The organism is Streptomyces sp. NBC_00443 (assembly GCF_036014175.1).
Taxonomy (GTDB): domain Bacteria; phylum Actinomycetota; class Actinomycetes; order Streptomycetales; family Streptomycetaceae; genus Streptomyces.
On the sequence record NZ_CP107917.1, the window covers coordinates 8,514,251 to 8,534,042 of the forward strand.

At 69.2% G+C, this 19,792-nt stretch carries 17 protein-coding genes and 2 pseudogenes; 13 read left to right on the plus strand and 6 right to left on the minus strand.

Annotation, left to right across the window (positions count from 1 at the left end; translation table 11 throughout):
- The first annotated feature begins 197 nt into the window (after positions 1-197).
- From OHO27_RS38810 to OHO27_RS38820, 3 genes are all read left to right on the plus strand, one after another.
- Entirely contained in the window at positions 198-1,451 is a 1,254-nt protein-coding gene (locus OHO27_RS38810) for a low temperature requirement protein A (protein WP_328429607.1), read from the plus strand.
- 108 nt (positions 1,452-1,559) lie between these two features.
- The gene (locus OHO27_RS38815) at positions 1,560-2,354 is read left to right on the plus strand and encodes a hypothetical protein (RefSeq protein WP_328429608.1); all 795 of its coding nucleotides are present in this window, start codon (positions 1,560-1,562) and stop codon (positions 2,352-2,354) included.
- Positions 2,347-2,832, plus strand: coding sequence for a GntR family transcriptional regulator (locus OHO27_RS38820; protein WP_328429609.1), 486 nt, complete (start codon positions 2,347-2,349; stop codon positions 2,830-2,832). The genes OHO27_RS38815 and OHO27_RS38820 overlap by 8 nt, the downstream gene beginning before the upstream one ends.
- 91 nt (positions 2,833-2,923) lie before the next feature.
- On the opposite strand, the gene OHO27_RS38825 is transcribed toward OHO27_RS38820, so the two are convergent.
- The 3 genes from OHO27_RS38825 to OHO27_RS38835 form a co-directional block, all read right to left on the minus strand.
- Positions 2,924-4,060, minus strand: a complete 1,137-nt coding sequence (locus OHO27_RS38825) for a PQQ-dependent sugar dehydrogenase (protein ID WP_328429610.1) — start codon at positions 4,058-4,060, stop codon at positions 2,924-2,926.
- A gap of 258 nt (positions 4,061-4,318) precedes the next feature.
- Positions 4,319-7,327 carry a family 16 glycoside hydrolase gene (locus OHO27_RS38830; protein ID WP_328429611.1) on the minus strand — a complete coding sequence of 1,003 codons (3,009 nt, stop codon included), beginning with the start codon at positions 7,325-7,327 and terminating at the stop codon, positions 4,319-4,321.
- 269 nt (positions 7,328-7,596) lie between these two features.
- Positions 7,597-7,929: a hypothetical protein gene (locus tag OHO27_RS38835; RefSeq protein WP_328429612.1), complete on the minus strand. Its 333-nt coding sequence runs from the start codon at positions 7,927-7,929 to the stop codon at positions 7,597-7,599.
- A gap of 310 nt (positions 7,930-8,239) precedes the next feature.
- Between OHO27_RS38835 and OHO27_RS38840 the strand changes: the two genes are divergently transcribed.
- From OHO27_RS38840 to OHO27_RS38885, 10 genes and pseudogenes are all read left to right on the plus strand, one after another.
- Positions 8,240-9,580: a ferredoxin reductase family protein gene (locus OHO27_RS38840; RefSeq protein ID WP_328429613.1), complete on the plus strand. Its 1,341-nt coding sequence runs from the start codon at positions 8,240-8,242 to the stop codon at positions 9,578-9,580.
- A 316-nt stretch (positions 9,581-9,896) separates the two neighbouring features.
- Positions 9,897-10,091 (plus strand): annotated as a pseudogene (locus OHO27_RS38845) (SRPBCC family protein); the annotation flags it as partial.
- A gap of 55 nt (positions 10,092-10,146) precedes the next feature.
- Positions 10,147-11,027 (plus strand): annotated as a pseudogene (locus OHO27_RS38850) (SDR family oxidoreductase).
- Between the two features lie 34 nt (positions 11,028-11,061).
- A complete protein-coding gene (locus OHO27_RS38855) occupies positions 11,062-11,328 on the plus strand; it encodes a DUF2945 domain-containing protein (RefSeq protein ID WP_328429614.1) in 267 nt (88 codons plus the stop codon).
- 125 nt (positions 11,329-11,453) lie between these two features.
- Positions 11,454-11,603: a hypothetical protein gene (locus OHO27_RS38860; RefSeq protein ID WP_328429615.1), complete on the plus strand. Its 150-nt coding sequence runs from the start codon at positions 11,454-11,456 to the stop codon at positions 11,601-11,603.
- Positions 11,604-11,853: 250 nt separating this feature from the next.
- Complete coding sequence (locus tag OHO27_RS38865) at positions 11,854-12,321, plus strand: hypothetical protein (protein ID WP_328429616.1); 468 nt, start codon at positions 11,854-11,856, stop codon at positions 12,319-12,321.
- 558 nt (positions 12,322-12,879) lie between these two features.
- Positions 12,880-13,314, plus strand: coding sequence for a VOC family protein (locus OHO27_RS38870; RefSeq protein ID WP_328429617.1), 435 nt, complete (start codon positions 12,880-12,882; stop codon positions 13,312-13,314).
- 126 nt (positions 13,315-13,440) lie between these two features.
- Positions 13,441-14,931 (plus strand): MFS transporter, encoded by a 1,491-nt coding sequence (locus OHO27_RS38875; protein WP_328429618.1) that lies wholly within the window; start codon positions 13,441-13,443, stop codon positions 14,929-14,931.
- On the plus strand, positions 14,928-15,512 hold the full coding sequence (locus OHO27_RS38880) for a TetR/AcrR family transcriptional regulator (protein WP_328429619.1): 585 nt from the start codon (positions 14,928-14,930) through the stop codon (positions 15,510-15,512). Before OHO27_RS38875 ends, OHO27_RS38880 begins: the two co-directional genes overlap by 4 nt.
- Before the next feature lie 83 nt (positions 15,513-15,595).
- Positions 15,596-16,714 carry an AI-2E family transporter gene (locus tag OHO27_RS38885; RefSeq protein WP_328429620.1) on the plus strand — a complete coding sequence of 373 codons (1,119 nt, stop codon included), beginning with the start codon at positions 15,596-15,598 and terminating at the stop codon, positions 16,712-16,714.
- 18 nt (positions 16,715-16,732) lie between these two features.
- Here the strand turns inward: OHO27_RS38885 and OHO27_RS38890 are convergent, their stop codons facing one another.
- From OHO27_RS38890 to OHO27_RS38900, 3 genes are all read right to left on the minus strand, one after another.
- On the minus strand, positions 16,733-17,401 hold the full coding sequence (locus tag OHO27_RS38890) for a pyridoxamine 5'-phosphate oxidase family protein (RefSeq protein WP_328429621.1): 669 nt from the start codon (positions 17,399-17,401) through the stop codon (positions 16,733-16,735).
- Between the two features lie 194 nt (positions 17,402-17,595).
- Positions 17,596-18,438, minus strand: coding sequence for an alpha/beta fold hydrolase (locus OHO27_RS38895; RefSeq protein ID WP_443059664.1), 843 nt, complete (start codon positions 18,436-18,438; stop codon positions 17,596-17,598).
- Positions 18,439-18,503: 65 nt separating this feature from the next.
- Complete coding sequence (locus OHO27_RS38900) at positions 18,504-19,454, minus strand: alpha/beta hydrolase (protein WP_328429623.1); 951 nt, start codon at positions 19,452-19,454, stop codon at positions 18,504-18,506.
- Positions 19,455-19,792 lie beyond the last annotated feature (338 nt).

Here is a 19,792-nt window from a genome sequence, read left to right on the forward strand (position 1 = left end):
CCCGTGTGACACGCGGGCCTGTCCTGCACGCGATGCATTCATATCAGTTCATATGCTGAGTGCATGGCGGGACGGGACCGCAGCAGCGGCAGCGGAGCCCGGCTCGGCGGCTCTGCCGCCCGCGGCATGAATGTCCCCGAGTGCAGCCGTCACCATCACTGCGCCCCACGTTCGGCCGCGCCACACAGGAGCCGCACATGTCCGACAGCGCCCCCGAGCCCCGTCCTGTCAAAGCAGAGGCAGTCCCCCTGGGCACCGGTACCCGCCGATGGCTCTTCCGCCCGCCGCGGCGCCACGGCGAGGTCGACACCAGTCGCAGCGTCAGCTTCCTGGAGCTCTTCTACGACCTCGTCTACGTCGTCCTGGTCGGGCAGGCGGCCCACACCCTGGCCGAGGACTTCTCCTGGCGAGGCACGGCAACGTTCGCAGTGGTCTTCGGGCTGATCTGGATCGCCTGGCTGAACGGCACACTCTTCTACGAGCTGCACGGCCGCGAAGACGGTCACACCCGCTCGCTGATCTTCGTGCAGATGCTGCTGCTGTCCCTCATGGCGGTCTACGTCGGCCACGCCGACGGCGACGACGGCCGCACCCTGGCGGCCCTGTACGCGCTGCTGCTGGCTCTGCTGACGTACCAGTGGTACTCCGTGTACCGACAGGACGAACCGGAGCTGCGCAGGACGCCCCGCCGCTATCTGATCGTCATGGTCGCGGGCATCATCGCGATCGCGGCTTCGGTACCGCTGTCGGCCGACGGCCGTCTCGTAGTCTGGGCGGTGTTCGTCGTCGCGTGGTGCGGCGTGGAGTGCGTCATCCTCATCTTCTGGCGCAGAGCGCCGAGTTACGGCGTCGTGACCGAGCCCATGGTCGAACGCTTCGGGCTGTTCATCATCATCGTGCTCGGCGAAGTCGTCATCGGTGTCGTGAACGGCCTGACGGACACCGAACGCAGCACACTCGTCACGACGACGGGCCTGCTCGGGCTCGCCATCGGCTTCGGCTTCTGGTGGAACTACGCCGACTTGGTGTCCAGACGGCTGCCTCGCGAGTCCGGTCACTCCCTGGCGACGTGGATCTTCACTCACCTGCCGATGGCCATGGCCGTGGCGGCGGCCGGTGCGGGCATGGTCGGACTCGTGGAGCACGCCACCGATCACCGGACACCAGCCGCCCTGAGTCGGCTGATGGGCGGGTCCGTGGCCGTAATGCTGCTCACCACCGTGGTGCTTGTGCCCACCCTGGCGGACTACGACCGCTACCCCGCCGTCTACAAGTCGGTCCAAGCCGTGCTCGTCACGGCAGCCGTCGTCGCCCTCCTCGCCGGCTGGTCCCGCCCCGCCCCCTGGCTCCTGGCCCTCATCCTGTTGCTCCTCCTCTCCGCGACCTGGGTCTTCGCATTCGTGCGATGGCTGAGACAGGGCTCCCTGATCAACGAGAGGTCAGCCGACTGACACCGTGCCGTCCGTCGGGGTCTACTTGTATCGAGCGTTTGACACAAGATTCCGACCAGGGCATCTTGTACCTACCGTTTGGTACAAGATGCCCTGGGGGATCTCCACGTGCTCGACACCGTCCCGCTCCAGTCCCGGCTCCTCGACCATGCCGACCACTACGCCCGTTGGTCCGGTCTGGCCATCGGTATCGTGGCCGCACAGCAGCTGGTTGCGATGGAGAGCGGCGACATCACGATCCCCCTCGTGTTCGCCATCACGGCGTTCGGCTTGTGCGCGGTGGGCGGCGTCCTGCTCGGCGACGCCCTGACGCTCGGTCCTCAGGAAGCGGTGCGCACCGCGAGTCTCGCCCCGCGTCTGGTCGGACACCATGTGCCGCCCCGTATGGGGCCGCTGCTCCTTCTGCAGGCAGCCTCGCTCGTCGGTCTGCTGGTCATGGGCGCCGTCACGGCTTCCTCCGGCCCCGGCCGGACAGGCGGAGCGGGGCGTGTCATCACCGTCGCCTGTGAAGGGCTGACCGCATCCCTCGGTCCCTGGCCCGGCCTCTACTACAGCGGCCCGATGTTCGCCGCCCTCGCGGTCGGCACCCCCGCCTGCGTCTGGGCCCTGCGCCGTATTGCCTACGGGCCGGGCGACTTCCAGCAGCGCCGCGACCGCGCCTGGGCGATCACAGGAGCGTGGGGGCTGTTGGTGTCGAGCCAGGTCCTGCTCGTCGTACTCATGCTGCTCATCGCGCTCACGGAAACGGCCTGCGCAGGCCCGCTCGGTGCCGCCACCATCGTGGTGATCTGTCCCCTGGGGCTGCTGAGCCTGTTCACGTTCGGGTGGTCCCTGGTAACCGTGGTGGCACCGCGGGCGGTTGACGACGAGGTAGCAGACGATGGGATCTTCCACGATGAGTGACCGCACCGTCCGTGTCGACACCACCAGCCAGGTACCGCCGTACGAGCAGATCCGTGCCCAGTTGGCCGCGCTCATTCGCACCGGCCGGCTGACCGAGGGCGAGCGCCTGCCGACCGTGCGCCAGCTCGCCGCCGACCTCGGTCTGGCGCCGGGCACCGTGGCCCGCGCCTACCGCGAGCTGGAGGCCGCGGAGCTGATCCGCACCCGCCGTGGCGCGGGCACCCGGGTGGCGGCGCTCCCGTCCGGACCGCACGCCCACGACGGCCCCCAGCTCGGCACTCTGGCGCGGGACTTCACCTCCGCCGCCCGAGCCCTCGGAGCCGACACCGAGGACATCCTGACCGCCGTCCGCAACGCCCTGAACTCGGGACCCGCCCCCGCTTCTGCCACCGCCGACAGCGGAGCGGGCGGCCCCAAGTCGACGGAGGCGCCGGTGAGGGTCGCTGGCGTGCGGCACAGGCGTGAGGCACAGGCTTGAGCGGCAACGCCGGGGGCGGGCCGGAGAACCGGGAGGTGATCCGGCCTGCCCTGGGCGGCACTCGCTGCCTGGCGGCTCCTGCTGGTATTCGTTACGCCGGGTCGATACGGAAGACGCTGCCGCCGATGGCGAGCACGTACAGGTCGCCATTGCCGCCCTGCGCGAAGGAGATGACCTCGCCGCCGTTGACGCCGAGGTCGTTCACGGCTGTCACCTTGCCGTTCTTCAACTGCAGGGAGCGGACGGTGCCGTCGCAGTAGTCGCTGTACACATACTGACCCTTGAGGCCCGGGATCGCCTTGCCCCGGTAGACGAAGCCGCCGGTCACCGAGCAGCCGAAGTTGGCGCGGTCGTACTCATGGACCGGCGGCACGTGGTTCGCGGGCTCCGTGCCGCCACGGAAGGGATGGGTGCCCTCCATCTGGGACCAGCCGTAGTTCTCTCCGCCCTTGCTGCTCGCCGGGGCCCAGTCGATCTCCTCCCAGTCGTTCTGGCCGACGTCGCCGATGAACAGATCGCCCGTGCCCGAGTCGAAGGAGAACCGCCACGGGTTGCGCAGGCCGTACGCCCAGATCTCGTCCTTCGCGATCGGGTCGTTCACGAACGGGTTGTCCGGCGGGATCGCGTACGGCTTGGCGCCCCTCGGGTCGATCCGCAGGAGCTTGCCGAGCAGCGTGTCGAGGTTCTGCCCGTTGCCGTGCGGGTCGCCGCCCGAGCCGCCGTCGCCGAGTGCGATGTAGAGGTAGCCGTCGGGGCCGATCTTGATGTCGCCACCGTTGTGGTTCGCGTAGGGCTGGGTCTGGGTGATGACCGTACGGCGGGTCTGCGGCTGGATCTTGCCGTTCCGTACGGCGAACTCGTCCACGGTGCTGGTGCCTTCGAGGTTCGTGAACGAGATGTAGAAGTGCGCGAACCTCTTGTCGAACGCGATGCCCAGCAGCCCGCGTTCGCCGTCGGTGGTGGTCTCGGCGGATATGTCGAGGACGGGCTGACTGAGTCCCTTGCTGTCCAGGACCCTTACGGTGCCCGGGCGTTCGGCGATCCAGAGCTTCCCGCCGGGGCCGGCGGCGCCCGCCGTCGGATTCTGGGCCGTGCCCACGTTCTTGAGGGTCACCTTCGGCACCTGCCGTGGGGCGGCGGACTCGTCGGCCGACGCCGCGGTCAGGGCGAGGGAAGCGACGAGACAGACGGTGCCGATGATCGCCGTGCTTCGGGTGCGAACTCTCACCGAGATCCTCCTAGAGGCGGTGAATCGGCAGGTCGCGGCCACTGGGGCTCATCGTGGGGTGCCGCTCGCGCCAGCACGCAACCTGGTTGGGGGGTGTGGGGAGAGAGAACCGTGTGCTATTGGCCGGCTACGGCTGAGGATACTGGGACCGCGTCGCTTGGTATAGACCACCTGTGCCGCAAGTCGAGAATCGGCACGGGGTGAAGGCGCGCCTACAAGCCCCGTAGGCGCGCCCCCTTCTTCGCTGTTCTGGGGAGTTCAGTTCAGCGGTTCCACCCAGATGTTGCGGTAGCGCACCTTGTTGCCGTGGTCCTGGAGGCGGATGGAGCCGGCTGATGGTCCCTCCGGGTGGCCGCCGCCGGTCGGGCCGTCGATCGCGATGTCGTCGTGGACCTTCTTGCCGTTCCAGACGACGGTGACCCGCGCGTCGGCCGTCTTGGTGCCGTCGGCGTCGAAGCGGGCCGCGCGGAAGGTGATGTCGTACGTCTGCCAGGTCTCCGGTGCTGTGGCCGCGTTGACGTCCGGAGCCTTCTTCAGATAGATCGCTCCGGCTTCGTTCGTGTCGAGCGTCGTGTCACCGAAGGAGTCGAGGATCTGAAGCTCGTATCGGTCCTGGAAATAGATGCCGCTGTTGCCGCGGTCCTGACCGGTCACGTCGTCCGGCAGGAGCGGGACGCGGAACTCCGCATGCAGCTTGAAGTCCTGGTAGGCGTCCTTGGTGCGGATGTCGCCGCAGCACACCTCCATCGACTTCTCGTCGGTCAGCGGCCATTCCACGGATCGTCCGTCCGTGTGCTGCCACTGGCTGAGGGATGTCGCGGTGCCGTCGAAGAGGGTGACCCGGGCGCCGTGCGGGCGGACGGTGATCAGGTCCAGATTGACGTGGCCGGAGTCGCCCGAGTCGAAGCGGTACGCGATGGTGTTCTTCCCCGCGCGCAGCGTGACCCGCTCGGGCTGGGCCGACCAGGTGTCCCAGTTGCCCGTCGAGGCGAGCTTGGTCTGTCTCAGCTTCTGCCCGTTGGCGTACAAGGAGAGGGACTTGGTGCCCTGGAAGGGGTTGGGCCCGTTGGAGTAGCGCAGGTTCACGTCGTAGTCACCCGCCTTCGGGACGGTGACGTCGAACGTGGCGGCGGCCTTGCCCTCGGTGCCGTAGCCGTCGACGAAGCCGCTGCCCGAGTAGCCGGTGTGGTCGGTGTTGATTCCGGCCGTCCCGGTCAGCCGCGCCTCCTCGGCCTCGTGCAGCGTCGCGGGCGGCGGCTGCTTGCCCGGCAGGGCGTTGAGCGTGTACCAGGCCTCCGTGCTCCACAGCGTCTCACCGGACGTGGACGCGAAGGGACGTGGTGAACGGACGTGTACGACGCGGCCCGGCTTGAGCCCGTCAAGGCGTAGCGAGACCGTGCGCGCGTCGTCGGCGAGGGTCGCCGAGCGGACGTTCAGCCGCTCCTCGGCGATCTTCGGACCTCCATAGTCCGATGTGGGGGTGTAGCGCCACTGTTCGGCCTGGTAGTGGGCGGCCAGCTTTTCTGCGGTGGCCTCGGACAGCGGCTGCGTGTACTCCAGGTCGAAACCACCGGGGACGGCGCGCATCTCCTTGATGTCGAAGGTGTTGCCGCCGTTGGGCGTCAGCTTCTGGAGGCCGAACTTCAGTTTGCCCTCCTGGCCCCAGTTGCCGTCGGCGCCGAGCCCGCCCGCGTAGACCGCGCCGTCGGGGCCCATGGTGATGCGGTTGACGCCGGCTTCGAGTCCTTGCGTATAGCGGAACACAGCGCCCTGGTACTGGCCCTTCACCTTCTCCAGAAAGGCACGCTGGAGCCCGCCGTAGGTGACGTCACCGAGGAGCATCTGACCGGCGAACCGGCCCTTGGTCAAGTACAGCGGTGTGCTGGGGGAGTTGGCGATCTCGTTCTGCGGCAGCCACAGCACCGGTTCGGTCACCGACCGGTCGTCGAAGGGGCCCGAGGGCTCGGTGTAGTGGTTGAAGAAGCGGTCCTGCTTGATCTGGACGAGCTTGGACGCGGGCAGCCAGCCGCCTTGGTTGTCGGTGGTGAAGATGTCGCCGCCAGGGCCCCAGCCGATGCCGTTGGGGGTGCGCAGGCCGCCTGCGATCGGCTGGATCTTCCCTGTCTTCTTGCTGATCTTGTACGTGGTCCCACGGCCGGGTGCCGGCTGGGGAGTCGTGGTCGCGCCGCCGTAGTTGATGGCGACGGACAGGTTCACGTAGAAGTAGCCGTCGCGATAGAGCAGCCCGAAGGCGAACTCGTGGAAGTTGCCGCCGTAAGGCCAGGTGGCGACCGTGCGGTACTCGTCGGCGACCAAGTCCCGGTCGGTGGCGACCAGTTGGGTCAGCTCGTGCTTCTGCGACACATACAGCGAGCCGTCGACGTACTTGATGCCCATCGGCTCGCGCAGCCCGCTCGCCACCTTCTTCACGGTCACCTTGTCGCGACTCGTGTCGCCGGTGACGTTGTCGAGGAGGTACGCCTCACCCGTCGTGGTCTGTGAGCCGCCCCAGGTGGTGATGGCCAGACGTCCGTCGGGCAGCCAGTCCATGCCGGTGACCTGGGGCTCGAAGCCGTCCGGGCGCAGGTCGGTGAGGGTGAGGTCGGGGCGTACGTCGGTCAGCGGCAGACCGTCGCCCGGGCTGTCCGCTCCCGACTCGCACTCCTTGCGTCCCGGGGCGGTGACCCGCACCACTCCGGCGTCAGTGCTCAGCGCCTCGCTCGGCACGGTGGTGAAGTCGTTCGCGGACGGTGGCTTCCATGCCAGCGCGAGACGCTGGTCGCCGCCCCGTTCGAAGTAGTCGATGCGGAACGGGTGGGACCCGGCCGTGAGTTGGACGGATCCGTCTTTCGGCTCGGCCCCGTGCAGGCCGTCGTGGTCGATGACCGTCCGGTCGTCGATGGTCAGCCGGGAGCCGTCGTCGCTGGTCAGGCGGAACGTGTAGGACCCGTCGTCGGGAATGACGAGGTAACCGGACACCTCGGCCGAGAAGTTGTCGGCGAAGCCGCCGAAGTCGCCGGTCGTGGACCAGTCCACGGTCGGCATCAGCTTGTCGTGGTTGGGGGTCTGCCCCGGCTTGAGCGTGCACAGCTTGCTGAGCGGAACCTGGGTGTCGAACACCCGCAGGGTCACTCCCGGTTCCTGGGGCGGGATGTCATCGGGGGCGGCGGCGGACGGGGGCGCTGTCCACACGCCCCCGACGAGGAAGGCTCCGAGAAGCAGGGGGGTGAGCCGTCTTCGGGCGCGGCGGAACAACCGTGGATGCATCGGTCCTCCAGAACGGACCGGAGGCCGCCGGATCGCACTCCGGTCGAGATACCCACTGCGCGGGGAACGCAGAGGCGGTACTCGTGCGGTTGCGCCGATACCGTAGGGGACTTTTGCCGGGCGCGTCCATACTTTGTCATCAGCCGGTTCAAAGCCCGATCGGTGAACAGGGGCACTGCACCCGGAGGGTCGGCGTAGACCGACGGAGATCCGATGGAGCGACGTCAACTGGAGTGCTTCATCGCGGCCGAGGCGGGCGCCTCAGCTGGTCACAGACCGCCGATCTTGCCAGCCGCGTCACGTACGGAGTCGAGCGCGTCCACCAGGGCATTGCGCCGCCTCGCACCCGCCGCTCGGTCCGCCGGCACCAGCCGCGCGGCGGCCTGCACGGCGTAGGCGTCCGGGTTGCCGAAGGCGGTTCGGGGGTGCTCTCCCGTCTCCGCGCAGTGCGCCGTGACCTCCTCGACCGCCTGGAGCACGACTGGCCGGTCCACGCCCGGCTGCATGGCCAGCCGTACCTGGAAACGCGCCATCCACTTCTCGCGGTCCTTCTCCTTCTCCTTCTCCTTCGCCTCGTCCGTCGTCCGGTCCTTCTTCGCCATGTGCTCTCCCGGGTGATCTGCAGCCGTCTGTTGTGGAGTTGGACGGTGAGACATCGAAGCGGGTTGCGTAAGCGGAGGAGCAACTGTTGGACAGCCGGACCGTCCGCGTCGACCTTGAACGCGCAGACACGACCGGGGCGCCGAATGCCCAAATGGCGGTCAGATCGGAAGGTTCCGGCATGAACGGATCGGGTCCACCAGCCGTATCCTTACCCGATCGAGGTGCGCATTCGGTCGAATTCCTCGGCCTTCATGGGGTTTGTGCACACGGGTCGTAGGTACTGCGGCCATGGGGGGATGAGAGGCAACCATGACGGCTGCGAGTAACACGGTGCGTACAGGCACCATGCTTCCGGTGGACGCGGCGCGCTGGGCGATGTGGACGTTCGTCGTTGTCAATGTGGTGATCGTCGAGGTGCTGTTCCTCAGCGCCGGGTCGGGCAAGAACGGGGTGCTCACGGTCGCCAAGTTCTTCGGCCTGCACGCAGCCTTGCTGCTGTTGTTCCAACTGCTGCTGGTGGCCCGGCTGCCGTGGCTGGATCGCCGTATCGGGATGGACCGGCTCACGGTGTGGCATCGCTGGGTCGGCTTCACCTTGCTGTGGACCGTCCTCACCCACGCCACTTTGGTGGTGCTCGGCTACGCGACTCTCGACGACACGTCCATGGGGAAGACGTTCGTCGCACTCAGCGGGGTGCCGGCCTCCCTGCTGGGCATGCTCGCCGCGACCATCATCGTCGTGATCGCCGTGATCTCCACCCGGGGCCTGCGGCGCCGACTGCGGTACGAGGTCTGGCACGGCCTGCACCTGCTGCTCTACGTGGCCCTGGGCCTGGCGTTCGTCCACCAGTTGCAGGAGACGACGACGTTCACGTCCTCCGGGTTCGCCACGGCGTACTGGTGGATCCTGTGGCTGTTCGCCTTCGGCGCGCTGCTGACCGGGCGGCTCGCCGTGCCGCTGTGGCGCAACGCCTACCACGGGTTCCGCGTCGCGGCCGTCGTGCCCGAGTCCCACAATGCGGTCTCGGTGTACGTCACCGGCCGACACCTCGACAAACTCCCCGCCCGCGCCGGTCAGTTCTGCATCTGGCGGTTTCCCGGGCACAACCATTGGTGGCTGGCCAACCCCTTCTCCCTGTCGGCGGCGCCCGGCGGACAGGGGCTGCGTCTCACGGCGAAGGCGGTGGGCAGCGCAAGCGCCGGTCTGCGGGATGTCCCGGTCGGCAGCCGTGCTTTCGTCGAGGGTCCGTACGGTGCGTTCACCTCGTTGCACCGGACCCGGCCCGGCGTCCTGCTGATCGCCGGGGGCGTGGGGATCACGCCTGTGCGGGCCATGCTGGAGGAGCAGACGACCGGCGACGTCGTCGTGCTGTACCGGGCGCGGAGCGAGGCCGATGCGGTGCTGCTGAACGAGGTGCGGCACTTGGTGGCCCTGCGCGGCGGACGGTTGACCTTGCTCACCGGCAGGACCGGCGAGGGCGGCGTCCCGCCGTTCGGCGCGAGCAGCCTGCATCAGCTGGTCCCCGACATCACCGAACGCGACGTGTACGTCTGCGGCCCGCCCGCGATGACCAGGGCCGTGCTCGGCGGCCTGCGAGAGCTGAGGGTCCCTGCGCGACAGGTGCACGCCGAGAGGTTCGGTCTGGCCTGACCGGGAAATGGGGCCGACGTCGGGGCCGCCCGTGCTCGACATCCCCGTACGGCTCGTTCCTCTCGCGCTCGCCGTCCAGGACGGGGTCCAGGACGGAGCCGACATGGTCGCCTGCGTCGATCTGCTGCACCACGAACCGCACCGGCTGGATGGAGCACTGCAGGGCGAACCCCACGAGGCAGCCCGCCCGCTCGTACGGCCCACGCGGACCCGATCGGGACCGGTGGTGCTGGTTGGACCTCTGGTGCGCGGGCACTCGGGCCATGGCCGCCGGACAAACCGGTCGAGAAACCCCTGGAGGCCTCCGTGGCCCTTCGTACTCGCCGACGGCAGCCGGTATGCCGAGTGCGTGGTGGGAACCTCGCGGCACGGCCCGGTTCGCGGGCAGTGGCCGCACCTGGATGCGGCGATCCGCTACGAGGTCCGGCTCGGCCCGGTCCGGCTGGTCCGCGAGACGGTCGTCCGCCGCTGCGAGGCAGGCGTCTGCCTGGAGCTGGAGGCCCATGCCGGTGACCCACCGCGACCACACGAGGCCAAGCGCTGACCACGGAAGAACGGGGGCAGCCATGCGCAGCAGCCCGCTCGCCGGCCGTACGGTCGCCGTCACCGGCGCTGCCCGCGGTCTGGGCGCGGCGCTGTCCCGCGAGATCGCCCGGCGCGGCGCCCGGGTGGCGCTGCTCGGCCACGAGAAGGCAGCCCTGGAGGCGATGGCGGAGTCCCTGCCGGGCCCGGCGCTGGCCGTCGAGGTCGACGTCACCGACCCCGTCGCCCTGGTCGCCGCGGCCCGCACGGTGCGGGCCGGACTCGGACGCCCCTCCGCCGTGGTGGCGAACGCGGGCATCGCCGAGGGCGGCCCGTTCCTCGCCTCGGACCCGGCGGCCTGGCGCCGCGTCATCGACGTCAACCTCACCGGCAGCGCCCACACGGCCCGCGCGTTCCTGCCGGATCTCTTCGACACAGCGGGGTACTTCCTCCAGATCGCCTCGCTGGCATCGATCGGCGCCGTCCCCCTGATGAGTTCCTACTGCGCCTCCAAGGCGGGGGCCGAGGCCTTTGCGCACGCTCTGCGGGCGGAGGTGGCGCACCGGGGGTCGCCGTGGGCATCGCCTATATCAACTGGACGGACACCGACATGATCCGCGACGCCGACCAGTACGCGGCCCTGCGCGACCTGCGCGCCCACATGCCCCCGCCGGTTCGCCGGGTGCACCACGTGGAAGCGGTCGCCGCCCGCCTGGTGAGGGGCCTGGAACGCCGCCGTACAGCCGTGTACGCCCCCAAGTGGCTGCGTCTGACCCAGCCGGTGCGCGCGGCGCTGCCACCCATCGTGCTGCGCGTGTCGCGCCGCGAACTGCCCCGCATGGAGGCGGCGCACCCCTTCGAGTACACCGGGCCACTCGGCGCGGGCGGCCTCGCCGACCAAGCGGCGTCCGGGCGCAATCCATGACGCCACGACCGGCACGGGGAAGCGAGAGATCACCATGGCGAAGAAGGCGAAGAGCGCAAAGGGGACGAGCGGCGGAGACAAGGGCAAGCAACTCACCCAGGGCGACGAGGTCACCTGGAACAGCCACGGCAGCACCACGGAAGGCACGGTCGAGCGGAGGATCACCCGACGCACCGAGGCCGCCGGCCGCACCGTGCACGCCTCGCCCGAGGATCCGCAGTACGAGGTACGCAGCGCCCGGTCCGGCAGGTCGGCCGTACACAAGCCGTCCGCACTGCGCAGGAAGCGAACCGGTGACTGATGCAGACGTTCCTGCCCCACCCCGACGTCCGGCAGGAGGGGTGAGACCACGAGGCCGGGGTAACCGCGTTTGTACGAAGGCCCTATTGCAAGGGTGTTGTCGTCGAGCGTCTCAGGAGGACAGCCGTGCCAGGCATGTTGGACAAGATCAAGCAGTTCAGCAGGAGCCCGCAGGGGCGACGTGCCGTGGAGGAGGTACGCCGCGCCTCTGCCGACCCGCGCCGCCGGGCCCAGGCCCAGCGGTTGCTCGGCAAGCTGCGGGGGCGGCGCCGCTGAAGCGCCTGGTGTGCTTCTCCGGGCGCCGCGCCGATGGCCGGCCCGGCTGTCCGCTGAAGGGCGCCGGGCGAAGCGGGAGAGCGCATCGTGTCGGCGCCTGTTCGGTGCGTCGAGCCGTCCGCACGAGGGCCGCGTGAGCCATTGGGGTGCACTGTCAGTGGCAGGCGCAACAATGCGGTCCAGCAAGATCGACATTGGGTCCGGAACGAGGCGTGCGCTGTCCGTCCTCCACCCTGGAAAGGCCGTACAGATGCCCCTCGCGACCTCCCGCGCCTCGATTTCCGTCGCGGACGCCGACCCCGCGGCCATCACAGTTCACCCTGCGCGCCGCGGCGAGCGCGACCGTGCCGGGCGGGCGGCACGTACGGACCTCGCCGACTTGAGCGCACCATTCCAACTGCCCCCACCCAGACCCACGGTGGCGCTCGACGCCCTCGCGTCCGAGGTGCTGCGCATCGTGTCCGACTCCCGCACGCCCGTCTTCGTGACCGTCCACGAGGGTGGACGAATCCGCTACGGCTACTGGCGCCCGGTCGACTCCGCCACAGGCCGAGGCGGCTGCTACGTCGCTCTGCCCACCGACGTGTGCGAAAGGCTGCGCTCCGGCGGACGCATCGAAATGGGCGAGCCCATCAACGATCCGTCCAAGACCACCTACCGGATCCGGCCTGCCCGTACTCGGACGAAGACGGGACGCCAAGAAGGCAGTGCAGCCTGAGTGGCTGAAGGGCTCGCACGGTCCGTCGCCGCACCCCGAGACTGCATCGACCCGGGGGCCGGCGCGCCACCCGACATGACGCAGTTCGATCGTCGCGGTGGAAGAGGCCAAGTCATTGTCGACGGCAGCCAGTTCGGACCAGGTCCGTCCGTCCCGTGAGGTCCGGATGGCCCCGACGGTCCGCTTCCCGTCCGGGAGGTTCGCCGCGCCCACGCCGATCAGCGTTCCGCCGGCGTCCACCACGCCCGACAGCCGCTGCTCGGTGAGCGGTACGGCGGTCGGATCCGGGAGCTGACCCGTCCTGAAACGACCGGTCCGCTGCTAAGCGTCGTCGGAGCTCCGCGGATTCCCGCAGGCGGCGGTCTTCCGCGGCCCAGCACCTGCGGGCCGGCCTGCTCCAAGCCCCCTTCCGCACAGGCGGCTTCACCGGCCCGGTACGCCCTTGTTGCGCAAGGAGCGGTTCTCGATCTGAGCGGTCCCAGTCGGGGCCGTCCTCTCGACAACATGCCGATCCACAACGGGAGATGAGCAACAGAGCCCCCTTGCTATGGTGCGCCGATGTCATCGATCAAGCAGTTCCAAGTGACCTTCGACTGCGCGGAACCTGAGCGTGTCGCTCGCTTTTGGTGCGAGGTGCTGGGGTACGTCCTCCCGAAGCCGCCGGAGGGCTTCGCCAATTGGGACGATTTCAACCGCTCGCTGCCTCCTGAGGATCAGGGTGCATGGGCCGCCTGCAGTGACCCCACAGGTGTCGGCCCGCGACTGTTCTTTCAGCGCGTCCCGGAAGGGAAGGCCGTCAAGAACCGGGTGCATCTTGACGTGCGGGTCGGCACCGGACTCGTAGGCGAAGAGCGCCTCGCCGCGCTTGAGGCCGAGTGCGCACGACTGATCCCGCTCGGCGCAGTACGCGTGCAGCTACTGCCTGCCGATGACGAGAACGAGTCGTGCATCGCGATGCAGGATGTCGAGGGCAACGAGTTCTGTCTCGACTGAGCACCCTCCGAGACGGCGAGGTGGGGAGGCGGCCAGAAATTGCCGCTTGGGTGAATGGCTATTCACCAGCTATGGTGAATAGCCATTCACCTGCTGCCTCGCCAGTCGCTGCCCGCTGGAGTGCCGATGGATCAGACCGCCGCGATACGCAAGCCGCCCTGCGTGAGCACCCTCCGAGACCGGCTGACCGTGCCGGTGCTCGCGTTCGGCGGCATCCTCATGGCCGTCATGCAGACCGTGGTCGTTCCCCTGCTGCCCGACCTGCCCCGGCTGACCGGCGCCTCGGCGGGCACGGTCTCGTGGATGGTCACGGCCACCCTGCTGTCCGGCGCCGTCCTCACCCCGGTGCTGGGTCGGGCCGGCGACATGTACGGCAAGCGGCGGGTCCTGATGGCGGCTCTGGGGCTGATGACCCTGGGCTCGGTCGTGTGTGCTCTGACCTCCGACATCGGCGTGCTGATCGCCGCCCGGACGCTGTCCGGAGCGGCCGCCGCGGTCGTCCCGCTGTCCATCAGCATTCTGCGCGACGAGCTGCCGCCGGAGCGCCGGGGATCGGCCGTGGCGCTGATGAGTGCCACCGTCGGCATCGGCGCCGCACTGGGCCTGCCGCTGGCAGCCGTGATCGTGCAGTACGCGAACTGGCACACCATGTTCTGGGTGACCAGCGCCCTCGGCGTGGCGGGCGTGACGCTGGTCTGGTGGGCGGTGCGGGAATCGCCGGTGCGACAGCCGGGCCGGTTCGACGTTTCCGGTGCGCTGGGCCTGGCCGTCGGGCTGGTGTGCCTGCTGCTGGGGGTGTCTCAGGGCGGGCAGTGGGGCTGGGGCAGCGCGCGGGTCGTGGGCCTGTTCGCCGGGGCCGTCGTCGTGCTCGCCCTGTGGTGCGGGCAGCAGCTGCGGACCAAGGAGCCGTTGGTGGACCTGCGGCTGGTGGCGGAGCCCAGGGTCGGCCTGTCCCATGTGGCTGCCCTGCTTGCCGGTTTCGCGTTCTACGCCAACACCCTGGTCACCGCCCAGCTGGTGCAGGCACCCAAGACCACCGGGTACGGACTGGGGCTGTCGATCGTCGCCACCGGCCTGTGTCTGCTGCCCAGTGGTGTCGTCATGCTCCTGCTGTCGCCCGTCTCCGCCCGGATCTCCGCCGCGCGCGGGCCGCGTGTCACGCTCGCGCTCGGGGCCGCGGTGATCGCCGCCGGATACGCGGTCCGTATCGCCGACAGTCGCGACCTGTGGATGATCATCACGGGCGCCACGATCGTCGCCACCGGGACCACCCTCGCCTACTCGGCGCTGCCCACGCTCATCCTGCGAGCCGTGCCTGCCGAGCAGACCGCCTCCGCCAACGGCGTCAACGTGCTGATGCGGACGATCGGCCAGGCCGGCTCCAGCGCGGCCGTGGCCGCCGTCCTCGTACACCACACCGGCGTGGTCGGTGGAGCACCCGTGCCCACCCTCCACGGCTACCAGCTGGCCTTCGCGACAGCGGGCGTGGTCGCCCTCGGAGCCGCGGCCGCAGCGCTCTGCATCCCCGGCGATCCCGCACGAGCGGTCACGCAAGGGCCGGAGCGAACCGGCGACAACCCCCGGGGCGCGCGCGACGAGGCGATGGAGGGAGCATGAGTGCCGTGAGCACTCCACCCGTCACGCCCGCACCGGCCCGCAGAGACGCCGAGTCGACCAGGGCGGCCATCCTCCGGGCGGCCCGCTATCTGCTGGCCCGGCACGCACACGCCGACATCACACTCAAGGCCGTCGCCGACCGCGCAGGGGTGAGCCCGCCGCTGATCCTGAAGTACTTCGGCAACAAGGACACGCTGTTCGCCCAAGTCATGTCCTTCGAGGCCGACGCCGACGCTCTGCTGGCCGCTCCACTACCGGAACTGGGCCCGCACATGGTCCGGCACGTGCTGGTCAGCCAGTCCGAGCACGGCGCCGACCCGCTGCTGCGGATCGTGTTCGCGCCCCTGCACGGTGAGCAGGGTGACATCCTGCGCGCCAACTTCCGCACCCAGGTCACCGACCGCATCGCCGCCCGCCTCACCGGCCCCGACGCGGGCCTGCGCGCCGAACTGGCCGTTGCCACCCTGCTGGGACTGGGCGTGATGTACGGCATCGCCCGCGGCACCGAGGTGCGTGCGAGCACGGTCGACGCCTTGGTCGACCGGTACGCGCCGGCGGTGCAGGCGTATCTCACGCCCTGAGCGTTCTGGCGACGAGGACCGCCAAGTCGTCGCTGACCGGTGCCCATCGCGAAGCGTGACTGGTGTGCCAATAGTGTGACCGCATGCCTGACAAGTTGAGTTCCGGGAGAACCCGCGCCGCGCTTGCCACGTCCGCGCGCGTATCGGTCGAGTTGCTGCTGGTCGTTGTGATGTTTTCAGTGGCTCTGTGGGGTCTGGCCCGGATGTGGTCGGTCGTGTGGCCGGTGATCATTGCCCTGTTCCTCACGACACTGACCTGGCCGATGACCCGTGCGCTGCGGCGGCGTGGGTGGCCTTCGGCGCTGGCCGCGTTGCTGGTGACCCTGCTGTTCCTCCTGGCCGTCATCGGCATCGTGGCGCTGATCGCGGTTCCGGTGGCGTCCCAGTCCGGCGAGTTGAGCGACGGTGTGGTCGAGGGCATCAAGAAGATGCGCGAGTGGGCCTCGGGGCCACCGCTGAACATCGGCGACGACCAGATCGCGACTGCCCTGGACACCGCGGCCGCCCGCGCCCAAGGCAGCGTCGGCAGCCTGGTCAACACCGTCGCAACGGGAGTGGCGACCACGCTCAGCGGCTTGGTCACGGCCATCCTGGCGCTCTTCCTGATGTTCTTCTTCCTCAAGGACGGCCCGCGATTCCTGCCGTGGCTCGCCCGCCAGTTGCCCGGACGACTCGCCAACGACGTTCCGGTCCTGGCCGAGCGCGCCTGGGACACCTTGGGCGCGTTCATGCGGTCTCAGGCGCTCGTCGGCATGCTCGACGCTGTCTTCATCGGCCTCGGCCTGTGGATCCTGGACGTACCGCTGGTGCTCCCGCTGACGGTGCTGACGTTCGTCTCTGCGTTCGTGCCGATCGTAGGTGCGGTGTTCGCCGGCTTCGTCGCGTGTCTCATCGCGTTGGTGTCGAACGGTCCGACGGACGCCCTGATCGTGCTGGCGATCATCCTCGTGGTGCAGCAACTTGAGGGCAACGTCTTCCAGCCCATGATCCAGAGCCGTGGGCTCGGCCTGCACGGGGCCGTGATCCTGCTGGCGGTGACGTTGGGCGGCAGCCTGGCCGGCATCGTGGGCAGTCTTCTTGCCGTGCCGGTCACCGCGCTGATCGCGGTGATCTGGAACTACCTCCGGGAGCAGCTCACCGAACCGCCGCAGGAGCCGGAGTCCGACAAGCCGCAGGCCGGCGTCGCTGTCCCGGAGATGTGACACCCGTCCCAGGCTCCGTCACCGGTCAACCCCTGCCGGGCAGCGACCCGGTGCGTGTTCCCGCAGCCTGCTCGCCCTCATGTGACGGGGCCTGGTGCTCGGCGCGGGGGCGAAGTAGTCGGCGTCCTTCGGCCGCTGGGCCCCAGGGCGTGGACGCGGCGCCGGCACGAGATGGGGGATGTGCTTGGAGCAGTGCACATACGCCTCCTCCACCGTGATGTGCACCCAGAACTCGGGCCTGCGTCCAGGAGCGGTGTCCACCGGAAGGCGGGGATAGGCCCGCCGCTGCTCCTCGTCCCGGTGGAGCCGGGCTGCACCATTGACGTGCAGGCCGATGTGGTCATGGGCGAAGTCGACGAAGAGCAGGCCGATATGCGGGTTCTCGGTGATGTTTCCCGCACTGGCGAGGACCCCGTTCCCACGGTACTCGGGGTAGGTGAGAGTGCCGTCGTCAAGCACGGTGACGAAACCCGGAGGACCGGCACGGAAGGTGACGTCGCAGGCCCCGCCGGCGTCCGACGTGGACAGGAACGCCATGGTCTGGCGCCCTATGAAGTCCGCCATCTGTGGTGTCAGACGGGCCTGCACCTGGCGATCGTAGAAGGTGGCGGCCTGGTCGGCCGTGCCGAGAAGGTGCTGCAGGCGGCGCTCGCCGACGGAGCCGGTGGTCTCGTGGGTGTGGTTCACGGAACGCGCTGCCTTCCTTTGGCCTTCAACTGGGCGTGGCGCCACGGCACTCTAACGCTGGATGGAGCACGGTGTCGTGGTCGGGGCAGGTGTCGAAGGGCCGGCCGATCGCGTCGGGGCCGGTCGCCGGGGCGCGGCTGACAACGAACGGGCGGGGCGGCGTCCTCGCCGCCCCGCCTTGCTGAGTGTGCTGGTCAGCGGACCGTCCGCGCCGCGTTCTCGATGATGTGGGTGACGGCGTCCGGATGGGACACGCTCACGGCGTGGGAGGACTCGATCTCCCTGATGTGAGCATTGGCGCGCTCGGCCATGTAGACCTGGGCATCCCGGGGGATGATCCGGTCGTTCGAGCCCACCAGAGCCCAGGAAGGGATGGTCTTCCAGGCGGGCTCACCGGACGGTTCGTTGAGGGCAGTGCCGGTCCCGGGACGCTGGGTGACCGCCATGACCGCAGCGGTGTCCGCGGGGACATCGGCACCGAACGCCTGGCGGAACCTGGACTGGTCGATGGAGAAGTCCAAGTCCTTGGAGCCGTCGGCGTTGGTGATCGGAACCGGACGCAGCACGTCGCCGATGATGCTGCCCTCGAACTTGCTCACCAGCTCATTGGCGCTTTCGCCCTTCTCGGGGAGGAAGGCGTCGGCGTACACCAGAGCCTTGACGTTGTCGGAGCCGTAGGCAGCGTTGCTGATCACCGCTCCGCCGTAGGAGTGCCCGACAAGAACCACCGGACCGTCGATGCCGGCCAGCAGGCTCTTGACGGAGGCGGCGTCGCTGCTGAGACTGCGCAACGGGTTGGCCGCGGCGATCACCGGGTAGCCGTCCTCCTTCAGCTGTTTGATGACGCCGCTCCAGCTGGAGGAGTCGGCGAAGGCGCCGTGCACCAGCACGACGGTCGGCTTGGCGCTCTTTGCATGGGTGTCCTTGGCAGCGCTCGCCGGACCGACCGACGTGGCAAAGAGGGCGGTGGCGACCGTTGCGGTGGCCATCAGCGTGAGAGGCATACGGGCACGCCGAAGAGGCGAATGACGGTACATGAGGAGCCCTTTCGAGGCAGAGGTTTCAGCTGTGTCTGGACAGGCGCGAACAGGGAGCTCGACGATCAGTTGGTGCCGAGGGCGGTGCGCAGGGTGCGAATGGCCTGCTCCACCGCAGCAGTTGTGGCCTGCGTGGGCCGGAGGGGGTTGAGCATCATGAAGTCGTGCAGGGCGCCGTTGTAGCGGATGCTCGTGGTGGGAACGCCGGCCTGGGTGAGCTTGCGGGCGTACGCCTCGCCCTCGTCCCGTAGCACGTCGTTCTCGTCGACCATGACGAGCGCCGGCGGCAGCCCGCGCAACTCCTCCTGGCTCGCCCGCAGCGGCGAGGCGGTGATCTCCGCCCGCTGGGCGGGATCGGGGGCGTAGCAGTCCCAGAACCAGGCCATGCCCTTCGCCGTGAGGAAGGGCCCGTCGGCGAACTCCCGGTAGCTGTCGGTGTCCTGGGCCGCGTCCGTGACGGGGTAGTACAGCGACTGGTGCAGGAAGTTCACGTCGCCGCGACGCTTGGCCATGAGGGTCAGCGCGGCCGTCATGTTGCCGCCGACGGAGTCACCGGCCACGACCAGCCGCGAGCCGTCCAAGCCCGCCCCGGCGCCCTTCGCGGTGATCCACTGAGCGGTCGCGTACGCCTGCTCGATGGCGGTCGGGTAGGTCGCCTCCGGCGAACGGTCGTACTCGACGAAAGCGACGGCGGCGTCCGCACCGACGGCCAGCTCGCGCACCAGACGGTCGTGGGTGCCGGCATTGCCGAGGACCCAGCCGCCGCCGTGCACGTAGAGAACGACCGGCAGTGCGCCCTGGCTGCCGACGGGCTTGACGATACGTACCCGCACATCGCCGACCTCGGCCTGCACCGTGATCCACTTCTCCTCCACGTCCGGCTTCTCGACGGGCGCCGCCTGGAGATCGTCCAGGACCTTCCGGGCGCCCTCCGGGCCGAGTTCGTACAGGTACGGCGGGTTGGCCGTCGCATCCGCCAGCTCCTGCGCTGCGGGCTCGAGAATGGGCTCAGTCATCGCTGCACTCCTTGGGTGGTCGGCAGGCGTTTTGCCTGCTTTCACCCATATGACCGGGGACCTCCTCACGGTGTGACACACGCCGCAGGGAAGCCGAGGGCCGACGGTCAGCCTGGCGGGGGAGGGTGGGTGTCAGGCTTGCTGATCACCAAGAGTGCGACGCCGGTGTCAGGGCTGTGGCTCCGGGCAGGCTGTGGTTGCTGGAGCCGGGGCGTACGACCTCATCGCCCAGACCGCGGAGCGCCAGGTGCGTTGGCCTCCGCCAAGGCCGTGAGGACGCGTCGGGTCTTGTTCTCGGGATTTGATCTCGACCGGCAACAGGCAACAGGTTCATCGCG